The sequence below is a fragment of the Williamsia muralis genome, from assembly GCF_051487485.1.
GTDB lineage: Bacteria > Actinomycetota > Actinomycetes > Mycobacteriales > Mycobacteriaceae > Williamsia > Williamsia muralis_B.
Genome location: NZ_JAHVCV010000007.1, coordinates 282,309 through 301,491 on the forward strand (window position 1 = coordinate 282,309; position 19,183 = coordinate 301,491).

Consider the following 19,183-nt stretch of genomic DNA (forward strand, 5'->3'; position numbering starts at 1 on the left):
TCCGGAACATTTCCGGAGCAAGAATGGAGAACTGACAATGAAGAAGTCTCGAAGACTGCGGCTGTGGTCGTTGTTGGCTGCGCTGCCACTGCTTTTTGTGGTCCTGCTGACCGGATGCTCGGACGATTCCGACAAGGATTCGGCCTCGGGCGAGACCCGGACGGTGGAGACTGTCGATGGTCCTGTCGAGATCCCGACCGACCCTCAGCGCATCGTGGCGTTGCGTGGCTCGGCAGAAGCACTGCTCAGTCTCGGTAGCGACAAGGTCGTCGGCGTACCGGATCTCTACACGGCCGACTACTTCGGCACCGACACAGCCGCTTGGGACAAGTACCAGAGCCTGCCCAAGGTCGGCACCATCGCGCAACCGGATTATGAGGCGATTCTCGCGCTCGAGCCCGACCTCATCGTCGGTAACGTTCTCGAAAAGCACTGGGAAGCAATCGACAAGGAGAAGCTGAAGGCCATCGCGCCGGTCGTGAACCTCGAGGGCGGGTCACTGTTGGTCACCGACTGGTACGAGACCTTCGACGAGGCGGCCGACATCGCGGGCATGAAGACCGAGGCCGAGGAGCAGAAGCAGCAGTTCCACGCACGCGCCGACGAGATCCACCAGAAGTACGCCGACAAGATCGACGGCACCAAGTTCGTCGCGGTCGCGTCGTGGTCACCGGGCACTTTCTGGGACCAGAACGCCGGAACGTATGTGCCACACAAGCTCGAGGCCGCGGGTCTGACCTTCCCCACGGGCGAGGGACAGGAACGTTCGTATGAGCAGCTGGGTATGCTCGCCGACTACGACGTGATCGTCTACCCGACACGCGCAGACGGAACCACCACACCTGAGGTGCAGGCGATGCTCGACTCCGAGCTCTTCAAGAGTCTGCCCGCAGTACAGGCCGGACGGGTTTTGGCTGTGGCATACACGGATCCGTTCACCTACGCATCCGGAATGGCCAGCCTGGACAGCCTGGAAGCGCAGTTGGAAAAGCTCCCGCAGAAGTGAGTACCTGACTCAGATCGATGATGGCGCCGGCGTTTGCCGGCGCCATCATTGCGTAGCGTGCCTTGCCGCCGTCGGAAGCGGAGGTGTGGGTGAAGGTCAGGTGCGGTAGGGCGCGAACAGATCCCGGTACGCCGGGTAGTGGTCCTCCAGGACGCCGAGTTCAGTGGCCCGGACGAAGTTCGGATGGTTCCGATACTTGCCGATGCCGGCGAGTTGCTTCATCCCGTAATAGCCTGCGGGAGCGACGGAATCGCTTACAGAGGCCTGCGCCGGGCTTCGATCGAGGGAATCGATGTTGTCGACGAAGATGTCGTGGCAAGCCTGCGTCACCTCCATCGACAGTTCCTCCAGCGTCATGGACGCAGTGAGGGCGATAGCCCGTCTGTCGATCACGTCGCCGGTGTCGATCCCCGCGTCGACGCGATGGAGTGTGACACCGAAGTTGTTCTCACCGTTCAGAATTGCGAATACTGCGGCGGCAAGGGGCAGGCCCCGATACTGGGGTAGCGGACCGCCGTGAATGTTCACGATGGTCACTCCGAGTTCCAGGATCGGCTCCCGAAAGATGAACGGATTGCCGGTGGAACACACCAGCCCGTCTGTACAGATCTCGTCGATGCCGTCAGCCAACTCGTTGACGTCGTCGGTGCCGGCGCATTCGAGATCGGACGCCCACGCGGGGACGGCTTCGCCTTCTGGGTGGATGACAACGTCGACCGGGGTGCCCACCGAGGCGGCATGACCCGCGGCACGCCACAGCAGAGCTCCTGAGCCGACCAGAATCACGAGAACTTCCCTTCGCCCGCGGTCTTCGAACCCAATTGAACCTAGGGTAGCCTAAACTTCATGACGACTTTCGGGCACCCCGGGGACTCGGCCACGATCCAGGTGGACATTTCGGAGCTGCACGAGCGATGGAATGACCGAACGACACCGACGACCACCACAACCGTTCCGGAGTTGTTCGCTGCGGCGGCCCGATCGACGCCCGATGCGCTTGCACTCGTTGATGGGCGTACCCGGCTCACGTACCGCGAATTGTCCTCCAAGGTGGGTGAATTGGCGCAACGACTACGTCAGTCGGGGCTACCCGCCGAGGGTGTGGTTGCCATCGGTATGTCTCGCTCGGCCGAGATGGTTGTTTCCGTACTGGCCACGATGGCAGCCGGTGGCGCGTTTGTTCCTGTCGACCCGCACTGGCCTGAGACTCGTCGGCGACAGGTGAGCGCCGACGCATCGGTGAGAATCGCACTGACAGCTGCCGACGACCGCACGGACTGGGGCACGGTGACGATCGCGGTGAGCCTTGCCGACTGGCGGTTCGGTGATTGTGTGCCGGACCCATCCCCGCTGTGCGTGCAGGGAAACCAATTGGCCTACGTGATTTTCACCTCCGGGTCCACCGGGACTCCCAAGGGGGCGATGATCCGGCACGAGGCGATCTGCGAACGACTTGTGTGGCAGCGTGATCAGATACTCATGTTCGGACGAGACGACGCCTCACTGTTCAAAGCGCCTCTCGCGTTCGACATCTCGATCAACGAGATACTGCTGCCACTTGTCTCGGGTGGGTACGTTGTGGTGGCGGCGCCCGGAAGTGAGAAGGATCCTGAATACCTACTGGATCTGATTGCCTCGGAACGGGTCACCTACTTGTATCTGGTGTCCTCGATGCTCGACACCCTGTTGGCACTGGATCGCGACCGGTCGACCACGTCGGGGTCGGCCCTGGCTTCGGTCAGGCACATCTGGTGTGGTGGAGAGGTTCTGACACCCGATCTCTTCATGCGATTCCGGCAGCAGTTGTCCACCACGCTCTATCACGGCTACGGACCGGCCGAGGCGACGATCGGTGTATCGCACGTCATCTACCGTGACGAGGCCGAGAGAATCGCCACCTCGATCGGTCGTCCCAATCCGCACACCCAGCTGTACGTGCTGGACGAGCAGCTCGAACCGGTTCCGGTGGGCGTGGGTGGTGAGCTCTACGCTGCCGGATTCCTGCTCGGCCGTGGATATGTCGGCAAGGCCGCGATGACTGCGTCGAAGTTCGTGGCCAATCCGTTCGACCCCGACGGCTCACGGATGTACCGCACGGGCGACCTGGCCCGCTGGTGCGACAACGGTTCGCTGGAGTTCCTCGGCCGGGCGGACAACCAGGTGAAGATCCGCGGGAGGCGAGTCGAACTCGAAGAGATCGAGGTGATCATCTCCGGCCACCCACAGGTGCGACAGGCGGTGGTGACACTGACGGGCAATACCGCCGGCGCCGACAGTCTGTCGGCCTACGTGACCGAGAACCCTGGCGCTGCAGTGGATGTGGAGAGCCTACGGGCGTGGTGCGTCGACAATCTCCCCGACTACATGGTGCCGTCGAACCTGATGGTCCTGGAATCTTTCCCCATCACCGCCAACGGCAAGGTGGACCGCCGCGGGCTGCCTGCGATGACCCCCACCCGGCAAGGCGCATTCATCGCGCCGCGTACACCCCACGAACAGCTCCTGTGCGACATCTTCGCGACAATTCTCGGTGTGGAGAAGGTCAGTGTCGACGACGACTTCTTCGCTCTGGGCGGAGACAGCATCGTGGCGGTCAAGGTTGCCTTGGCGCTGCGGCCGGAGGGATTCAGGCTCCGCTCACAGGACATCGTCTCTCACCGCACGCCCGAACATCTGGCCACTGCACTCACGGCGTCGGGTCCGGCGACAACAGCCCTGACAACCGACGCGCCTCTTGTTGCACTCGAGGACGACGAGTCGGACGAAATCCGTTCCCAGGTTGATGGTTTGCGTGAGGTGCTGCCACTGACAGCCGTCCAATCCGGCATCTATTTCCATTCGATCGCGGTGGATGATCACGACCCCTACATGGTTCAGCAGATCGTCGAGTTGTCCGGGCAACTCGATGTCGACAGGCTCACCGAGGCCGTAGACGCGGTGATCCGCCGACATACGGCACTGGCGGCGGGCTTTCGCACCACGCGGTCGGGCCGGGTGATCTCGACCGTGGGATCGACGCCCGCACCGGAGTTCCGGACGCTGAGTCTTGTTGATGAATCGGAGCTGGGGACAGCGCAATTCGTGGACAGGGTTGCCTCTGAGGAACGCAGCCGCACGTTCGATCTCACTCGGCCGCCGCTGATGCGCTACACCTTGATCACCATCGGGGAAGGGCGATACCGGCTCATCCAGACGGTGCACCATCTGATCGCCGACGGTTGGTCGGTGGCTCTGATCTGGAACGACATCATGGCTGCATACCGCGGCGAGACGTTCGACTCCAGCGCACCGCAATTCAGCGACTTCCTGAGGTGGTGGACACAGGGACGAACGCCACAGAGCGAGGTGGAAGCGTGGAAGAACTACCTCGCCGACATCGGAGATCCGACACTGATCTCCGACCACCTGCCGCGCGGTGCGGGCAGTGGCTTCGGTCGGCGCCGTCGTCCGTTGGGGCCCGATCACCGACAGGCTCTGACGGCGTACGCCCGATCACGATCGGTCAGCGAGGGTGCCGTGATGACCGCGGCATGGGGTGTTCTGCTGGGCTGCGTCATGGGTCGGACCGATGTGGTGTTCGGTTCCACGACGGCGGGTCGTGGCGAAGATGTGGACGGGATCGACCGGATCGTCGGGATGCTGCTGAACACCGTGCCCACCAGGGTGCGCTGGTCCCAGCGCGACACCATCGACGGTGTGGTCCAGAACTTTGTCCGCGCGGAGACCGAAGTGCTCGACCACCAACATGTTCCGCTCGTGGATCTGCATTCGGCGTTGGGTGTTCGCGAGTTGTTCGACACCCTGTTCTCGATCGAGAATCTCGAACGTCCCGAAGATGTCGGCGATCTGCGACTCGGGGCCATCGAGTACATCCAGGCCCCTCACTACCGGTTGACCGCGCTTGTCACACTGCACGAGTCGGTGTCGGTGGCGTTGACCAACGACCGGGCGGCGATCGACGACGCGGTGGCAGACCGGATCGCGGATCTCTACCTCGGTGTCGTGGAGCTGATCGTTGCCGGATCCGATCGAGGTACCAACGCCTTTCGTGCGATCACCGCGACATCTCCGAATGACCATCGCACCGTGATCGACATCTGGAACCCGCCGTCGAAGACAGCGGAACTGCCCGACTCGGTGGCTCAGCTCATCGAACGCCGGATCGCCGAGTCGACAGAGCTGGTGGCCCTGGTTCAGGGTGACGTCACCTTGACCTACGGTCAGCTGGGAGAGCAGGTCAATCGATTGGCACGCTTGCTGATCGAGTCAGGCGTCGGCCCGGAGTCCCGGGTGGCGTTGCTCCTTCCGCGCTCGCCCGATCTGGTCACCGCACTGCTCGCCGTGATCGCGGCCGGCGGCGCGTATGTCCCGATCGATCCACGTCATCCCACCGAGCGGATCAGCCACCACCTGACCGACTCGTCCCCAATCGTGGTTCTGGCCACCGAAGCAATCGCGGTGACGCTCCGGACGGCCGGCGTCGACATCCCGGGCCGGCTGATCTGCCTGGACGATGCTGCGATCAACGGCCGGGTGTCTGCATTGGCGGCGGGCCCTGTCCTCGCGACCGAGCGGCAGACCGAGCTGCGCGGGGACAACGCCGCCTACGTCATCTACACCTCGGCGTCGACCGGTAACGCCAAGGCAGTGGTGGGATCTCACACCGGGCTGGTCAATCGTCTCGAATGGGCGAAGGCGAGTTGGAACGACGGCAACAGTTCCCTCGGAGGTGTTCGACTGGCCAAGAGTTCGATCGGCTTCATCGACGGGTCCACCGAGATCTTGGGTGCTCTGTTGGCCGGATGTCGGTTGGTGATCGCCGACGATTCCGAGCTGGCCGACGCGGATCGCCTGGCGGAGGTGGTGCGGAGTCACGGCATCACTCAACTCACCGGGGTGCCGACCCTGCTGCGTGCCGTCGCCGAGGTGGGAGCCGAGCGGGTAGGTGTTGTCCGGCAATGGATCTGCAGCGGCGAGGCGCTGTCCTCGGCTGTTGTCGACGAGATCAACCGGGCATCACCGGGTGCAACGGTGATCAACTCCTACGGTTCCTCCGAGGTGGCCGGTGACGTCACATTTTCCTCGCGGTCCGCTGCGGTGGCCGAACCCATCACTATCGGCGCGCCTGTGCCGGGCAGCCAGATCTATCTGCTCGACCCCTGGCTACGTCCGGTGTCACCTGGAGTCACCGGGGAGTTGTACGTCGGCGGGGCGCAGGTGGCCCGAGGCTATGCCGATCGGCAGGCCCTGACCGCTGCCACGTTCGTGGCTAACCCTTTCGGTCCGGCAGGCGCCCGTCTGTACCGAACCGGCGATCTGGCCCGCTGGACCACAGACGGCTCGCTGCAGTATCTGGGCCGCCGCGACTTCCAGGTGAAGGTGAACGGCGTCCGCGTCGAACTTGAGGAGGTCGAGGCCGCGCTCGCCGCTGTACCCGGTGTGGCCGCCGCCGCTGCCTCGGTTCACCGATCCGGCGGGTCCAGTCGACTGGTGGGGTATGTGACGGCGGCAGAGGGCGCGCACCTGGACGGCCGGACGGTCCGCGACGCGGTGACCGCTGTTCTGCCCGTGCATGTTGTACCGATCGTGCTTGTGGTCGACGCCCTGCCTCTCACACCCACCGGGAAGGTCGACCGAAAGGCGCTGCCGACACCCGATTTCAGTTCACTCACCACAGCATCGCGCAAGCCGCATGGCGCCGCCGAGGAGATCCTGGTGTCGGCATTCGCCGAGGCGCTGGGACTGCCCACGGTCGGTGTCGACGACGACTTCTTCGACCTGGGAGGCGACAGCATCTCCTCGATCGCGGTGGTTCGGCGGGCTGGGCAGCGCGGTCTGGACCTCACCATCCAGGACGTGTTCGCACTGCGTGCGCCGGCGCGCTTGGCAGAGGGCCGAACTGTGGCGCCCGGCGATTTGTCCGAGTCATCGGTGCCACCAGAGCCCGTGCAGGTGGTTCCCCCGGTTGAGCAACATCGACTCCGCCTGTCCGGTCTCGACATCGAGCAGCATGTTTTCACCGAGGTCGTCGATCTGCCGCACCCTGTGGAGCCCGCGCAGCTGGCGTCGGCGGTCGACACGGTGCTCCGCGAGTTCGAGTGCCTGCGGTGGCGGGTGAACCCACGTCACCGATTGCTGTGGAACACCGACGTACTCCCGTACACAGAACATCTGGCATCGGAAAGTGTTGCAGCACTGGATCAGTCCGGTACGGACGCCGAAGGCGCTGTCAGGACAGCGCGTGACCAGGTGGTCGAGCGGGTGGACATCACCGCGGGTCGGCCACTGCATGCCGCTCTCCTGCGGTCTTCGCAGGGCACCCACCTCATCGTGGCCGTACACGGGGTGGTCGCAGACCGGTACACCGTCCACCAGGTGGCGAAGCGCTTGACCGCACTGCTGGATGGATCCGACTCCGGTGCGCCGACCATGGGGTCCACCGCGGACGCAACGGCCGCGTTGGCCGAACGTGCGCAGTCCGCCGATGCCGATGCGGCCCTGACTGATTCCATCGATCTGCTGCTCGCCATGCCGTCAGTCGACGAGGTGGACGGAGACGCCGGACTGGTCGTACGTGTTGCGGAGCTGTCCGGTCACATGAACAAGTCTGCCGACGCTGTGGAGGCCGCCTTCGTGGCCGCCATCGCGCATGGGTCGCCGGCCGTACGCACGGTCGACCTCGAGTGGGACCTACGAAACCATCTGGTTGTGAACGATTTTCACCCCGGCGAACGCGACGGCCTACCGGGTGCGTTCACCGCCGTGTACCCGGTGCAGGCGGGGATCAACGGGTTCGAACGGCCACCTTATGCGCCCTGGTACGACTTGTGGCGCTTCCAGCACAGCGTCGGACGCAAGAAGTTGCGCCGGGCACCCACTGCAGGAGTGTTGCTGACCCGAGTCTTCGGCCCGCTCGCCGATCCCGCTCGGAGGGAGGGTTTCGAGACGCTCTACGGAGTGGTCGGCCGGTATGCGATCCACGGGGATCGCGTGGAATTACAAGTTCTGGGCCTGGACGCCGCCGACATGGCGGACCGTTGGGCCGCCGCCCTGAACCCGTGAGTGTGGGACGACCGACGAAGGAGGAGCCGTGGCCGGTTCGGTGCGCGATCTGACAGTGAGCCCGATCTGTTTGCGCGAGTTCGATGTTCTGCGTGTGTGGGACGTGACGCCGGGGATGCGACGTGTGGTTCTCGGCGGTCCGGCCATCGGCGAGCACACACGTGACGGCGTTGTCCTGCCCCCGGTGCAGACCAGCGGATTCGACGACGACGTGAAGATCATGCCTCCCGACCCGGTCACCGGAGGGTTTCCCTTCGAGGTGCCCCGTAACACCGGTGCGGGCCTGATCGACTGGACGCCAGGCAGTTTCGAGTACACCCGCACCTACACCGTGCGCGACTTCGACGCCGGTGCGGGCGAGTTGACCATCGACTTCGCCCTTCACGAGACCGGACTCGCCTCGACGTGGGCCCGTCGCGCGGTGCCGGGGGAGAAGATCCTGGTCGCCGGTCCCAAACACTCGGCCGGACTGCCGACAGCAGCCGACTGGATGCTGATCGGAGGCGACGAGACGGCGTTGCCGGCGATCGGGCACTGCCTCGAGATGCTGCCGCCATCGCTACCGGCAACGGTGGTGATCGAAGTGGCCGACCCTTCACATCGCCAGGAATTGCCCAGCGCCGCAGAGGTTCACATCACCTGGCTGTTTCGAAGTGAGGCTGACGGCAGGTCGCGACTGGCCGAGACACTCCAGTCGGTCCCGTGGCGCGACGGTCAGCCATACCTGTGGGTCGCAGGGGAAGCCATGGTGGTCAAGCCGCTCCGCAGATGGGCCAAGCGAGAGAAGGCGATACCGAAGGAGTTCACCGACATCGCCGGCTACTGGCGTGAGCGCGCGGTCGCCACCGTCGCGGGCGATCCCGAGGTCGTCGACGTCGCCACGCAGGCGCCCGACCCCTTCGAACGCGTCCACGAGTATTCGGAGCTGTTGCCCGCGTGTGCGTTACGCGCAGCAGTGACGCTGGGGGTGTTCGCAGAGATCGACGCGGGTGCGGTCACCGTGCAGGAGATCGCCGCTGCTTGCGGGGCACGTCCCGACCCGCTGCACAAGCTGGTACGTCACCTCGTGGTGATGGGTCTGCTTGTCCGAGAGGGAAATATCTACTCACTCAGCGAGGTGGGCGCGGTGCTCGCCGACCCCGACACCCCGTGGGTCGAGGGATTGCGGATGGACTCCGCCCAGACGCAGATGCAGCTGTCGTTTCTCCGACTCCTCGACGTGGTGCGAACCGGTGATCCGGTCGGAATCGGGGGGTTGTCGATCGAGGATTGGACGGATGACCCCGAACGGGCCGATGGCTTTCACGGTGAGATGGTCGAATGGCCGACCTATCTCGCGCCGGCGTTGACCGAGGCCATCTCGTTCGAGGGTGTGCGCACTGTCGCGGTCGTCGGCGAAGGCGGTGGTCCCTACGTGGACGCGATGCTGCGCGCGTATCCGTCGCTCGAGATCAGTGTTGTGGGCATGCCGTCGCTCACCGAGCGCATGCTCGGGGATGTGACCGCCGAGAGACGACCTCTGGTCAGGAGTGTTGCAGGTAGTCACGTCGCGCCGCTGCAGACGAAGGTCGACCTCCTTCTGGCGGCAGGCGTCGTGGAGACCCTGCCCGACGGTGACGCGGCGGTTGCGCTGACGGCGTATGCCGAGTCTGCCGGCCGGGTGGTGATCCCAACTCGGCTGATGGACCCGGAGACCACAAACGACTACGAGACAGAAGAAGATCTTCTCCGGATGTGTGTGTTCGGGTCGGGCTCTCGAACGGAGGCCGAAATGCGCGCCCTCATCAACTCGGTCGGCGTCGGCTCACTGCACGTCGGGCCGCTGGGGTGGGGCGCGTACGTCGTCGAATATCGGCCGAATTGAGAAGCCGTCTAGACTTTTGAACTCTTCCAAGGCTAGCCTTACCTCAATTGGTGGGTGGAGGCCCACGAAAGCCGGGTGAATGCAGACCATTTCCGCCTCGGCTTCGAATTGAGCTTCGCGAAGCTACTTGGAAGAGGGGTGTATCCAATGGGTGCGGCGCAGCTGAACACATTTCTCGACAACACTGTTGATCGTCATTTCAGCCGCCCGGCCGTGGCGTGCGGTGATCACGAAACCGACTTCGAGCGTTTTGATGAGTCAGTGCAATGGCTCGGCGAAGACCTGGCGTCGCGGGGTATCGGCGCACGTCAAAGGGTTGGTGTCTGTGTAGGCGGCGGGTGGGAGTTCCTGCTCGCATTCCACGCGTTGGTGCGGTTGGACGCCGTGGTGGTGCCGATCGATCCCTATGACGAAACGTCGGTGACCGCTGCCGCCGGATTGGACCTGCATTTTGTTCTCACTCATTGCGCCGAGGACTTTCTTCTCGAAGAGAATGTCGGGCTCATGTGCGGGGACCGAATACCCCCAACATTTGATGTGGCAGAAGAGTTCCGTTTGATCGCAATTTCGCCGCGGTCGCCCCTGCAGACCGAAGGCGGTCTGATCCTCAACGACCTCGGCTTCCGATTCTGGGGAAACGGAGAAGTGGCCGAACGTATCGGGGGCCTGCAAACCGATCTCGACCTGGATGCGGACGCTCGTGCCGTGATCTGTGGCCCATGGAGTTGCCCCTCCGCTGTGCTGCTGGTGCTCGCCTGTGCAGCGTCGGGCTCGTGTGTGCATGTTGTCGACCACGTGCGTGATTCCGTGACGGTGCACGATGCGCTGGGTGAGGGTGACGTGTCGGTGGTCTTTGCCCCGCCGCTGGTCATGCACGACCTGATGCGCGCAGCAGACCCCTGGACCTGGGGTCCGAGGCGCCCACGGATGGTGCTGCCCGACGGTGAGGTGCTTCCCGATGTGGTGCTGCGCCGCCGGGGTCTGACCCGTCAGACCTGCGATGACCCACCGGTCTACCGGTTTGGAGTTGCCGACCGGCGTCCTGCGGTTCAGCCCGGCTACGGCCGGGGATCAGCCGAATTGCGTCCGGTCTCCTGACGACCCCACCGAATTGTCGACCACACCGAATCGTCAGCTGAGAGCTGCGGTGACAAGCGCGGCTAAGTCGACCTCTTTGCGATGCTCCAGCGTGGAGACGACGGTCGCCACATCCGAGTCGTCGGGCAGGAAGAGTGACGTGGCAACCGCCGCGATGAGGTTGTCACGATCAGCCGGCGCAGGCTTCCGGTGGCCCAGTAGCGCAAAGATCTGATCCCTCGGCTCTGCCGACTCGCCCACGGAGCGACGTACGACGTCGAACCCGTCCGGCGAGAACTCGAGGAAGATCTCGTCGCCCAGTGCCAGGCCCAGGTCGCTGACGAAGCGTTTGATGGTTCCCACTCGTGCCTGCACGGACACCCACATCAGCGACTGTGGTCCCAGTCGCGACGGCAGCTTCAACGGATTCCCCGGGCCTACGCCGATCAGACCCGCGAGAGCTGACGGAATGTTGAACGCCGACCCTTTGAGATGCGCGCCGGACACCGTTGTGGCCCAACGGATCACGTCACTCTCACAATAGAGACACCGAGTCTTTGCGGGCGACTTCCGGTGGACGTAGCGTTCGCTGCGCCGGGTCACCACATCATCTCGCGTCACGAACTCGCCGGCTCCCGCGTACGCACGGATGCTCGATTCGGTGACGTCGTACTTCTCGCTGATCTGCGACACCAGATCCTCGATGCCGATACTGCCGCCCGCAGCGTCGAGGATGTGACCGATCTGCCGATGGACCGGCTGGTATTGATCACCGCCCCAACGACGCAGCCCATAGGTGGTGCGATCGGTCTTGACGATCCGGTCGTCGGTGACCAACGCATTACGGACGCTCGATCGGGAGCGTGGCCTGCCGGCGAGCCCGGTCACAATCTCTTCGAAGGTGCGGGGCGCTCCGGCGATCGACAAGACCGCGCACACCAGATCCGCAGTGGACGTCGAGCCTTTGACAACATGGTCGTCGAGCACGGTGAATCCGCTGCTGTTCAACCACCTTGTCGCCTCGGGCTCGGACAGGTTCAGCTTGGCGGCCACGATCCGGACCGGGACGAGCGCCTCCTCACCCGCGTGCGCATCGAGGACGTCTTCGACGAGATCGGCGATCTGCGCGGGGGTGCGGCTGATGATCCATCCGTCCACGCCCGCAAGGTCGTTCGATCCGGCGATGAGCAGCTGTCCGACGGAGACCCCAAGCGCGGGTATTTCGGTGGCGAAGAGTGGCAGGGTCTCGGCCACCCGGGCAGAGTCCGCCACCGGGTCGGCCAGTGCCACCGTCTCGGCGAGAAGCCGGCGCAGGTCCACCGAACTCTCGACGGTCTCCGACAGTTGCAGCCGCAGAGTCCGGTCGAGCTGGTTCACCCGCTCGCGCGACAACCCGAGTTCCTTGGCCAGGTCGGCCTGGGTACGGGGCTTGGCCGCAAATATGCGCTCGTGGAGGATCACCCGATCGCGTTCATCAACGGACTCGATGAACCTGAGCAGGTGAGGATCTGCCAGTACCCGGCCGCCGCTTCGATCGTCCTCGCCGTGCGGTGCCCGGGTCGCCTCGGCCACCAGTGCTGCGACGACGTCGATGATGGTGGTTCGGCCGACCCCAGGCAAGTGCAACAGGTGGCCGGCCGAGTGGGCAAGGACGTCCGAAACGACTCGAATGCTGTTGTCGTGTAACGCTGTGACTGCGTGAGGCTCCAACTCGAGTGCGGTCACGGGCGCGCCTCCGGAAACCGTCGGGAAGTCGTCGGCAAGCGTCATGTCCGCGCGGTCGGTCACATGCCGCAGGGCAACGAGTTCGCAGAAGCGGCTGAAGTTGTTGGCGTTCAGTGCCTCTGCTGGGCTCCCGTCCAGCCAGGCGTTGGGGATCAACTCGTCGCTGGCGAGGATCGATGGCCCAGACCGGTACTCCTCGAGCCACGGCAGGAGCATGGGCCACGCCGTCTTCGAGAACGGCCGCGCCGTGTTCGAGTCGGGCATCAGCAGTGGGCCTTTCGTGGGCTGCGGTCACGGCACGAAGTGGCCGGTCAAGATGGGCGGTAACGGAAGATTAGCCTATCTGTAAACCTGGTTAGTTGCCGCAAAGTTGCGGAACGGGCGGCTCCGGCGGACAGCGTGGAAAGCGGCCCTAACTGCGATGATGCCGTCAACCGACGGGCTGCGGTAAGGGACCCTGCGTTTGCACTAAGGTGAGGGTTACCTACTGATAGATGGGGCTGAGATGCAGGACAACGCGTGCCGGGCTCGGACGTGACTGTCGGTGCCGACCCCGGCCTCCGGGTGGACCTGACAAAGAGCGCAGATGGTTCGGCGGCGCGCCGCCGTGCTCAGGGTTTGGCGCAGACCAACACCAGGCGGATGCTCGGCTGGGTTGCCGGGGTTGTCATCCTGGCTGCGGTCTGCATGCTCAGCATCGCCATCGGCGCCAAAGACGTGCCGTTCTCGACGGTGTGGGATGCGCTGTGGTCGTACAACAACTCCGGGGACCACATCATCGTTCGCGACCTGCGTATCCCGCGCACCATCCTCGGCCTGATCGTCGGGGTCGCGTTGGGGATCGGTGGAGCTCTCATCCAGGCGATCACCCGAAACCCGTTGGCAGATCCCGGGATTCTCGGCGTCAACGCCGGCGCCGCGTTCGCCGTCGCCCTCGCGGTCGGGGTGTTCGGAGTGGCGAGCATCTGGTCGTACATCTGGTTCGCGTTTGCGGGTGCGGTGGTGGTGATGGTCTTCGTGTACGCGCTGGGGTCCATCGGCAGAGGGGGCGCCACCCCGATCCGGCTCACGTTGGCCGGAGTTGCCATCGGTGCCGTGCTCACCGGCATCACGTCGGGACTCATCCTGCTCGACCCGGAAGCCTTCGACCAGATGCGGTTCTGGAACGCGGGGTCGATCGCCGGACGCGGACTCGAGGTGTCGGGTGCGGTCGCGCCGTTTGTTGTGGTCGGGCTGGTGCTCGCGTTTGTCATCGCCCGTCCGCTCAACGCTGTCGCCATGGGTGACGATCTCGCGCGGTCACTCGGGGCGAACGTGGCCCGCACCCGGGTCATCGGAGTGATCGCGGTGACGCTGCTCTGCGGCGCCGCCACCGCGGCCGCCGGACCGATCAGCTTTCTGGGACTGATGGTTCCGCATGTGGCCCGCTGGATCGTCGGGCCCGATCAACGCTGGATCCTGGCGTACACGCTGGTGGGTGGGCCGATCGTGCTCCTGCTGTCCGACGTGATCGGGCGTGTGATCATCCGGCCGGGTGAGATGCAGGTCGGGATCGTCACCGCGTTTGTCGGTGCACCCGTACTGATCTTCCTGGTTCGACGAGGCAAGGCGAGCGGCCTGTGAGCGTCGACGCGCAGAAGCAGGACAAGCCGGCGCTCCCTGGGGATATCGACTTCGGACGTAAGGTCGCGGTGCTGCGCGTGCAGGGTGGCACGTTGTCGGGGCGGATCGACGTTCGCGCCGTGGCCGTGATCGTCATGCTGGTGGCCGCTGCGCTGGTGGTTGCGGTCTTTGCGCTCGGCACCGGGGACTACCCCGTGTCCCCCGACCGGGTGGTTCAGGCGATCTTCGGCAACGGGTCCCGGATCGAAGAGCTCGTGGTGATGGAATGGCGGATGCCGAGGGTGCTGCTCGCCCTGATCCTCGGGGCCGCACTGGGCGTCAGCGGGGCGGTGTTCCAGTCGATCACCCGAAACCCGTTGGGCAGTCCCGACATCATCGGCTTCAACACAGGCGCCTACACGGGCGCACTGGTGGTCCTGCTGATCATCGGTGGCGGCGGCTATTACGACACCGCGATAGGCGCACTGGTAGGAGGCATGATCACCGCGCTCCTGGTGTACCTGCTGGCCTTCAAGCGTGGTGTCCAGGGATTTCGGCTCATCATCGTGGGAATCGCCATCAGCGCGGTCCTGTCGTCGGTGAACGCCTGGCTGATCCTGCGAGCGGACCTCGAGGATGCGATGTCCGCCGCGGTGTGGGGTGCCGGATCGCTCAACGGACTGGGCTGGACGCAAGCCCGCCCTGCCCTCATCCTGTTGGCGGTCCTCACCCCACTGCTGGTTCTGGCGTCCTACCGGATGCCGATGCTCGATCTGGGTGATGACGCAGCCAAAGCGTTGGGCATCCGCGCAGAACCGACGCGATTGGTGCTGATCGTCCTCGGTGTCGCACTCACCGCCGTTGCAACCGCAGCTGCGGGTCCCATCGCCTTCGTGTCGCTGGCCGCACCACAATTGGCCCGCAGGCTGACCCGCACCCCAGGCGTGGCCATGCTCCCGGCGGCGGCCATGGGCGCGTTGCTACTGGTGGCCAGCGACCTCATCGCGCAGCGCGCCTTCACGCCCACCCAGCTTCCGGTGGGAGTTGTCACGGTGTCGGTGGGCGGCCTCTACCTGGTGTGGCTGCTCGCCCGAGAGGCGCGTCGCCAATGACCCGACAATCTCAAGACGTCCGATGATGAGGTGCGAACAGTGGACATGAGCAAAATCGCGGACCAAGAAGTACTGTCCGCGGCGCGAGGCGGCGACGGGGTGCACACCCGGTTGCAGGCTCAGGACGTCACCATCGGCTACGACAAGCGGGTGATCAGCGAGTCGTTGAGCGTTGACATCCCAGACGGTGCCTTCACCGTGATCGTCGGACCCAATGCCTGCGGCAAATCGACTCTGCTGCGTGCACTTTCGCGACTTCTGGCCCCCACCAAGGGGTCGGTGCTGCTGGACGGTAAGGCGATCAGTTCATATCCGGCCAAGGAGGTGGCGCGCAGGCTCGGTCTCCTGCCGCAGTCATCCATCGCGCCCGACGGCATCAGGGTCGCCGACCTCGTCGCCCGTGGACGTTATCCGCACCAGAAGCTGATCCGGCAGTGGTCAGCCGACGACGAATCGGCCGTGATCGAGGCGATGACGGCGACCGGCGTGACCGAGCTGTCGGGGCGACTGGTCGATGAACTCTCCGGCGGGCAGCGTCAAAGGGTGTGGGTGGCAATGGTGTTGGCGCAGCAGACTCCGCTGATGTTGCTCGACGAGCCGACCACGTTCCTGGACATCGCCTACCAGATCGACCTGCTCGAGTTGTGTGCCGAGCTCAACAAGACCGGCGGTCGAACGCTTGTCGCGGTGTTGCACGACCTCAACCACGCCTGCCGCTACGCCGACCACATCATCGCCATGAAGGCCGGTGCCATCGTGGCGGAGGGCCGACCGGCCGACATCATCACGGCCGATCTTGTCCGCGATGTGTTCGGCCTCCCGTGCAGGATCATCGACGACCCGGAATCGCATACGCCCCTTGTGATCCCGCTCGTCCGACGCTAGCTGTCGCAGGCGAGTACGGCCGAGCGGTGAATCACTGCACGCGCTCGGCGATCAGGGGTACAACCGTGTCGAGCGCGTACTGGATGGACAGCACCGAGTTCGTCGAGTACGCCCGCGAGATCGTGAGGTCGTCGAAGACGAGGTAGCGGCCGGCGGCGACGGCGGGCACGGACTTGAACAGCGGGTCGCCTTCCACCTCGGCGGCCGTGCGCTGGATCGGGAAGACCACCACCATGTCGGCATCGAGCAACCGCAGGTTCTCGTCCGCGATGGGGACCGAGAACCCCTTGGCATCAGCGGGATCGATGGCGGGATTGGGCGAGAAGCCCAGTTTGACAAGGAATTCGACCCGTTCGGTATCGGGGGAGTATGCGCCCCAACCCGTCCCGGAACGCGCTGCCACCGTGACCGTCTTGCCGCGGAACTCAGGATTTTGCGCAGCAACCTCGGTGAACCGGCCATTGAGCTGCTCGACCAGTTCGGTCCCCTTCTCCGGGACGCCCAGTGCTTGCGACACCATCGTCACCTGTTGTTCGAGGGTGGTCTTGTAGCTGTCAGCGCCTGCAGGCAACGCGACGGTCGGGGCGATCTCGGCCAACGTGTCGTATCTCTTCTGATCTCCCGAGCTCTTGGTGTCGAGGATCAGATCGGGTTCGAGAGCGAGAATCTGCTCGAAGGACGGCTCCCGGGTTCCGATGATCTCGGGCTGGTTGTCGTAGAGCCCCTCGGCCCATGGGCCCACACCCTCGCCGCCGAAGTCGAGCCAGTCGCTTGCTCCCACCGGCTGCACGCCGAGGGCAAGTGCGGTCTCGGCGTCGCCCCATCCGAGCGCGACCACCCGGGTCGGCGGCTTCTCGATCGTCACCGGGCCGAACTTGGTGGCCACGGTGACCGGGAACGCGCCGGTCGATGCGCCGGAGGGCGGGGTTTGCTCCTGATCGCTCTCGTCGGAACAGGCGGCCACGAACAGAAGGGCGAGAATGCTGAACACAGCTAGGGCACGGCGGAACATGAGATGAGGCTAGCCTATGCTTAGCGAGGCTCAGCAATGGGCCGTGCGCCTGTGAAGTGCTTGTCCGGCGCGGCCTTACGCAAACACTTGAACCGAGCAAGCGCTCGGTCGTAGGCTGCGTCCGTGGATATCAATGGAGCAAGTGCAGTAGTTACCGGTGGCGCATCGGGGATCGGCGCCGCAGTCGCGCGCCAGCTCGCCGGGCTGGGAGCCAAGGTTGTCATCGCCGACCTTCAGGCGGACAAGGGTGAGGCCCTCGCCAAGGAGATCGACGGGGTGTTCGTCAGCGTCGACGTGACCAAGACCGAGCAGATCGAGGCCGCCGTGAACAAGGCGACCGAGCTGGGACCGCTTCGGGCACTGGTGAACTCGGCGGGCATCGGCTCGGCGCAGCGCACCATCGGGCGGGATGGCGAGTTCTCGTCGGCCCACGACCTGGACGCATTCCGAAAGGTCATCAACATCAACCTGATCGGCAGCTTCGACGCGACCCGCTTGGCCGCGACCGCGATGAGTCGCAATGAGGCCACCGAATCCGGTGACAAGGGCGCGATCGTGTCGATGGCCAGCGTTGCGGCGTTCGACGGCCAGATCGGCCAGGCCGCATACTCGGCATCCAAGGGCGGCATCGTCAGCCTGACCCTCACCGTGGCACGCGACCTCGCCGCTGCCGGCATCCGGAACAACACCGTTGCCCCCGGCCTCATCGAGACCCCGATCTACGGAACGGGTCCCGAATCGGAGGCGTTCAAGGCGAAGCTGGGAGAGAACGTCCTGTTCCCGAAGCGGCTCGGTACCCCGGATGAGCTGGCGTCGATGGTGATCGAACTGATCACCAACTCGTACATGAACGGAGAGGTCATCCGCGTCGACGGCGGCATCCGGATGCCACCGAAGTAACTCTTCCGACAAAAGCGGTCAACATCGTCCCCCTGGACGGCCACTGAGGGAATTACTCCCTTGGTGCGCTGTCAGGGGGACGATTTCTGTGTGTCAGCTGGTGTATTCGGCGGCGAGTCGTGCGATCTTCTCTGCCCGCTTGAGGCGGGGCGGATCGCTGCCGTCGCGAACCACCCGGCCGCGGGCCTCGAACTCTGACAAGAAGTCGGTGGCCCATGCGGTGTCTTCCGAGCTGGGGCTGGCGACGCGGTTGATGACAGCCGGCTGCGAGGCGTTGAGGCACAGCTTTCCGGTGAGTCCGAATGCAACCGATGTCGCCGTCTTCGCCTCCAGCACGGCCACGTCGTCGGTGACCGCCGGACCGTCGATGGGGCCTGGCAGTTCGGCGACCCGGCTGGCCACCACCAGCCGCGACCGCGGGTACGCCATCACGGCGTCGTCGGCCGCGGTGCCGGTGTCGTGGCGGTAGTCGCCGCTGCCGAACGCGAGGCGCAGGACGCCGCGGGCGCGGGCGATCTCGACGGCGTTCTCCACTCCGATCGCTGACTCGATGAGTGCGATGACAGGGGTGTGCCCGCCGAGGCGGTCGAATGTCTCGCTCACCTGCGCGGCAGTCTCGGCCTTTGCCAGCATCACACCGGCCAGGCCCGGTGCTCCGCGCAGCCGGTCGATGTCGTCGGACCAGAACCGCGTGGTCCTGTCGTTGATCCGTACCCAGGCCGTGGCGGTGTCGAGCCAGGCACACACCCGTTCGCGCGCCGCGCCCTTCCCGCGCGGGTCGACGGCATCTTCGAGATCGAGGATCACCTGGTCGGCGTCCGATCTGGCGGCGGCGTCGAAGTCGCCCTGGGCGGCGTTGACCAACATCCACGAGCGGGACAGTTCGGGAGTGACGGATCGGGCGATCGTAGAGGGCATGCCCCCAGTGTGCGACCAGC

12 protein-coding genes are annotated in these 19,183 nt (G+C 64.9%); 8 read left to right on the forward strand and 4 right to left on the reverse strand.

Annotation, left to right across the window (positions count from 1 at the left end):
- Window positions 1–37: 37 nt before the first annotated feature.
- Window positions 38–1,006, forward strand: a complete 969-nt coding sequence (locus tag KXR83_RS20110) for an ABC transporter substrate-binding protein (protein ID WP_062796892.1) — start codon at window positions 38–40, stop codon at window positions 1,004–1,006.
- A 96-nt stretch (window positions 1,007–1,102) separates the two neighbouring features.
- On the opposite strand, the gene KXR83_RS20115 is transcribed toward KXR83_RS20110, so the two are convergent.
- On the reverse strand, window positions 1,103–1,792 hold the full coding sequence (locus tag KXR83_RS20115; RefSeq protein ID WP_437426328.1) for a formyltransferase family protein: 690 nt from the start codon (window positions 1,790–1,792) through the stop codon (window positions 1,103–1,105).
- A gap of 60 nt (window positions 1,793–1,852) precedes the next feature.
- On the opposite strand from KXR83_RS20115, the gene KXR83_RS20120 reads away from it, so the two are divergent.
- The 3 genes from KXR83_RS20120 to KXR83_RS20130 all read left to right on the forward strand — a co-directional run bounded on the left by KXR83_RS20120 (window position 1,853) and on the right by KXR83_RS20130 (window position 11,030).
- Window positions 1,853–8,068: an amino acid adenylation domain-containing protein gene (locus KXR83_RS20120; RefSeq protein ID WP_437426329.1), complete on the forward strand. Its 6,216-nt coding sequence runs from the start codon at window positions 1,853–1,855 to the stop codon at window positions 8,066–8,068.
- Between the two features lie 28 nt (window positions 8,069–8,096).
- Window positions 8,097–9,932, forward strand: a complete 1,836-nt coding sequence (locus KXR83_RS20125; RefSeq protein ID WP_437426330.1) for an SIP domain-containing protein — start codon at window positions 8,097–8,099, stop codon at window positions 9,930–9,932.
- Window positions 9,933–10,079: 147 nt separating this feature from the next.
- A complete protein-coding gene (locus KXR83_RS20130; protein ID WP_437426331.1) occupies window positions 10,080–11,030 on the forward strand; it encodes an AMP-binding protein in 951 nt (316 codons plus the stop codon).
- Between the two features lie 33 nt (window positions 11,031–11,063).
- Here the strand turns inward: KXR83_RS20130 and KXR83_RS20135 are convergent, their stop codons facing one another.
- Window positions 11,064–12,998, reverse strand: a complete 1,935-nt coding sequence (locus KXR83_RS20135) for a sigma factor-like helix-turn-helix DNA-binding protein (protein WP_437426332.1) — start codon at window positions 12,996–12,998, stop codon at window positions 11,064–11,066.
- Window positions 12,999–13,376: 378 nt separating this feature from the next.
- Here KXR83_RS20135 and KXR83_RS20140 point away from each other — a divergent pair, with 378 nt between their 5' ends.
- Genes KXR83_RS20140 through KXR83_RS20150 form a run of 3 tightly spaced genes read left to right on the forward strand, consistent with a single transcriptional unit; the run spans window position 13,377 to window position 16,333 of the window.
- A complete protein-coding gene (locus tag KXR83_RS20140) occupies window positions 13,377–14,357 on the forward strand; it encodes an iron chelate uptake ABC transporter family permease subunit (protein ID WP_437426394.1) in 981 nt (326 codons plus the stop codon).
- Window positions 14,354–15,448 carry a FecCD family ABC transporter permease gene (locus KXR83_RS20145; RefSeq protein WP_437426333.1) on the forward strand — a complete coding sequence of 365 codons (1,095 nt, stop codon included), beginning with the start codon at window positions 14,354–14,356 and terminating at the stop codon, window positions 15,446–15,448. Before KXR83_RS20140 ends, KXR83_RS20145 begins: the two co-directional genes overlap by 4 nt.
- Window positions 15,449–15,493: 45 nt before the next feature.
- Window positions 15,494–16,333 (forward strand): ABC transporter ATP-binding protein, encoded by an 840-nt coding sequence (locus KXR83_RS20150; protein WP_437426334.1) that lies wholly within the window; start codon window positions 15,494–15,496, stop codon window positions 16,331–16,333.
- Window positions 16,334–16,364: 31 nt separating this feature from the next.
- Here KXR83_RS20150 and KXR83_RS20155 read toward each other — a convergent pair whose 3' ends face one another.
- The gene (locus tag KXR83_RS20155) at window positions 16,365–17,345 is read right to left on the reverse strand and encodes an ABC transporter substrate-binding protein (protein ID WP_437426335.1); all 981 of its coding nucleotides are present in this window, start codon (window positions 17,343–17,345) and stop codon (window positions 16,365–16,367) included.
- 123 nt (window positions 17,346–17,468) lie between these two features.
- On the opposite strand from KXR83_RS20155, the gene KXR83_RS20160 reads away from it, so the two are divergent.
- Complete coding sequence (locus tag KXR83_RS20160) at window positions 17,469–18,245, forward strand: SDR family NAD(P)-dependent oxidoreductase (protein ID WP_437426336.1); 777 nt, start codon at window positions 17,469–17,471, stop codon at window positions 18,243–18,245.
- Between the two features lie 93 nt (window positions 18,246–18,338).
- Here KXR83_RS20160 and KXR83_RS20165 read toward each other — a convergent pair whose 3' ends face one another.
- Complete coding sequence (locus KXR83_RS20165) at window positions 18,339–19,163, reverse strand: HpcH/HpaI aldolase/citrate lyase family protein (RefSeq protein ID WP_437426337.1); 825 nt, start codon at window positions 19,161–19,163, stop codon at window positions 18,339–18,341.
- Window positions 19,164–19,183 lie beyond the last annotated feature (20 nt).

Excerpts from the sequence above, each read along its gene's own strand:
- KXR83_RS20110 (WP_062796892.1), top strand. The coding sequence starts at position 38 with ATGAAGAAGTCTCGAAGACTGCGGCTGTGGTCGTTGTTGGCTGCGCTG.
- KXR83_RS20150 (WP_437426334.1), top strand. The coding sequence starts at position 15,494 with ATGAGCAAAATCGCGGACCAAGAAGTACTGTCCGCGGCGCGAGGCGGC.
- KXR83_RS20140 (WP_437426394.1), top strand. The coding sequence starts at position 13,377 with ATGCTCGGCTGGGTTGCCGGGGTTGTCATCCTGGCTGCGGTCTGCATG.
- KXR83_RS20165 (WP_437426337.1), bottom strand. The coding sequence starts at position 19,163 with ATGCCCTCTACGATCGCCCGATCCGTCACTCCCGAACTGTCCCGCTCG.
- KXR83_RS20120 (WP_437426329.1), top strand. The coding sequence starts at position 1,853 with ATGACGACTTTCGGGCACCCCGGGGACTCGGCCACGATCCAGGTGGAC.
- KXR83_RS20155 (WP_437426335.1), bottom strand. The coding sequence starts at position 17,345 with ATGTTCCGCCGTGCCCTAGCTGTGTTCAGCATTCTCGCCCTTCTGTTC.
- KXR83_RS20130 (WP_437426331.1), top strand. The coding sequence starts at position 10,080 with ATGGGTGCGGCGCAGCTGAACACATTTCTCGACAACACTGTTGATCGT.
- KXR83_RS20135 (WP_437426332.1), bottom strand. The coding sequence starts at position 12,998 with ATGCCCGACTCGAACACGGCGCGGCCGTTCTCGAAGACGGCGTGGCCC.